Genomic DNA, 2,335 nt, shown 5'->3' with positions numbered 1-2,335 from the left:
GCTCTTCCGGCTCGGACACCGCGTACGCCATCCTCTCGGCGTCGGTCAGCGTCACACGGACTTCGATGCACTCGGCGGGCGCGATCCAACCCTGCGCTTCGATGTCCTTCCACGGGGCGTCGTAGCGCTTCGGTCCGATGAGAGAGAAGACATCGCCCTCGCGGCCGTCCTCTCGCACCAGAGTTGCGGTCAGCCCGAGGCGGCGGCGCGATTGGAGATCGGCCGTCATGCGAAACACGGGTGCGGGGAGAAGGTGCACCTCGTCGTAGATCACCAATCCCCAGTCTCGGGAGTCGAACAATTCAAGGTGCTTGTACTCACCCTTCGTCCGGCGAGTGATGACCTGATACGTGGCGATTGTCACAGGCCGGATCTCTTTGCGCTCACCCGAGTACTCGCCGATTTCCTCCTCGGTGAGCGAGGTCCGCGCAATGAGCTCGCGCTTCCACTGCCGTCCGGCGACGGTATTGGTGACCAGAATCAGCGTTGTCGCTTTGGCCTTCGCCATGGCGGCGGCACCGACCATCGTCTTGCCTGCGCCGCACGGAAGCACCACGACACCCGAGCCACCGGCCCAGAACGAGTCCGCGGCCATCTCCTGGTAGTCCCGCAGCGTCCACTTGCCGCCCTCGGTGTCGAGTTCGATCGGGTGTGCTTCACCGTCGACGTAGCCGGCGAGGTCCTCGGCGGGCCAGCCGATCTTGAGCAGCATCTGCTTGAGGTGCCCGCGCTCGCTCGGATGGACGATGACGGTGTCCTCGTCGACCATCGCGCCGAGCATCGGGGCGATCTTCTTGTGCCGCATGACCTCGGTGAGGACCGCGCGATCGAGGCTGATCAGCGACAGTCCGTGCACCGGACTCTTCACCAGCTGCAGTCGGCCGTAGCGGGCCATGGTGTCCACGATGTCCACGAGCAGCGGCTGCGGAACTGCGTAGCGCGAGTAGTTCACGAGGGCATCGACGACCTGCTCGGCGTCGTGTCCGGCGGCGCGTGCGTTCCACAGCGCGAGCGGCGTGATGCGGTACGTGTGGACGTGCTCGGGGGCGCGTTCGAGTTCGGCGAACGGGGCGATCGCGCCGCGCGCTTCACCGGCAAGGGCATGGTCGATCTCGAGCAACAGCGTCTTGTCGGACTGGACGATCAAAGGTCCGTCGGTCACTTGTTCCTCCTAGAGCACTTCTGGACGCACGTGAAAGTGCGCAACTTCTCCATTGTCCAGACTTCGGGGCGGTAGCGCCATGTGCGCGCGAATCGCTCGGCTCGAGGGCGGGGGAAGTCGCTCCGCTCCAGGGACACAAGTCGCTCCGCTCCAGTGGCACGAATAAGTGCACCAGGGTGCACTCAACCATGCCACTGCGGCGGAGCCGCGCATGCCGGCCGGCGGCGGAGCCGCGTCAGTCGACCAGGGCCACCGAGGTGATTCGATGCAGGGTGAATCGCCGGATCTCGCCGGTCGCCGGATCGAAGGCTTCCAGCTGCCCGCCACCCATCCCGACGGGGTCCACGACGCGCTGCGACGCCGTGCCCTGTGCGTCGACGTAGCCGATGGTGACGCTGCGGCGTACCTTCAGCGCCGTCTGCAGCAGCGCCAACGTTGCGGTGCCGGTGGCACGCGTCCCGTCGGAACGGACAGCTTGCCCGCCGGCTGTCGATGCCCGCTCACCCGCCCGCAATTCGGTGACGAGGCGTCCGAGCTGTTCGTCGGTCGGTACGGCTGGACTACGGAAGTGGGCACGCGAGCGCCGGACAGCGACCCGCGCGCCGCGGCTCCGCAGATCCACTATCGCGCCGTTCGCGTCCTCGCCTGCGGGGGCGAAGCCCGCCGCACCGAGAACATTCATGACTTCCGCGAGAGATGCTTGTGAGATGGCGACCGTCGGCGCCAATGCCCGCAGCGCCAACTGTTCCGCAGCGCTGGAGGTCAGGACCTCGGCCAGCAGTGCTGGATCTTCGCATCGTACGAAGGATGACGCGATGCCTGCCCGCAATCGGCCGTGGCGGCGGGCGACGTCGTCGATGAGGTAACTGAGCCCTTGTGGAACCGGCGTTCGTGAATGTGTCCCGAACAGCGAGTGCAGCTCGGCTGCGCTCAGCCCGACATCGAGCGCGCGGCGAAGACTGTCCTCGGTGACGCGATACACCGTCGCGGCACCTGCCGATTCGACGTCGGCGACGAGCCCGATGCGGTCGTGCAGGTCCGGCTCCAACGGCCCGGGCGCGACGAGTGTCAGGTCGGCCTGCAGCAGTACGTAGTCGATCGGGGTCGGGAGCGCGTCGCGCATCGACGCCTCGGCGTCGCCCCCGTGCAGTAGTGCTTTGCCCGGTGTCGACA

2 protein-coding genes are annotated in these 2,335 nt (G+C 66.9%); both read right to left on the bottom strand.

All coding sequences use genetic code 11. The annotated features are described in order from the left end of the window. A partial coding sequence (locus tag A2J03_RS20700; RefSeq protein WP_068377785.1) for a DEAD/DEAH box helicase occupies positions 1–1,162 on the bottom strand: 1,162 nt, incomplete at its 3' end. 235 nt (positions 1,163–1,397) lie between these two features. After that, positions 1,398–2,335 (bottom strand): helicase-associated domain-containing protein (locus A2J03_RS20695; protein ID WP_197480890.1); only part of this gene is annotated, 938 nt, incomplete at its 5' end.

Origin of the sequence: Rhodococcus sp. EPR-157 (assembly GCF_001647195.1) — a bacterium.
Taxonomy (GTDB): domain Bacteria; phylum Actinomycetota; class Actinomycetes; order Mycobacteriales; family Mycobacteriaceae; genus Rhodococcoides.
Note: the sequence above shows the minus strand (reverse complement) of the source record. Positions and strands in the feature narration are given on the sequence as shown.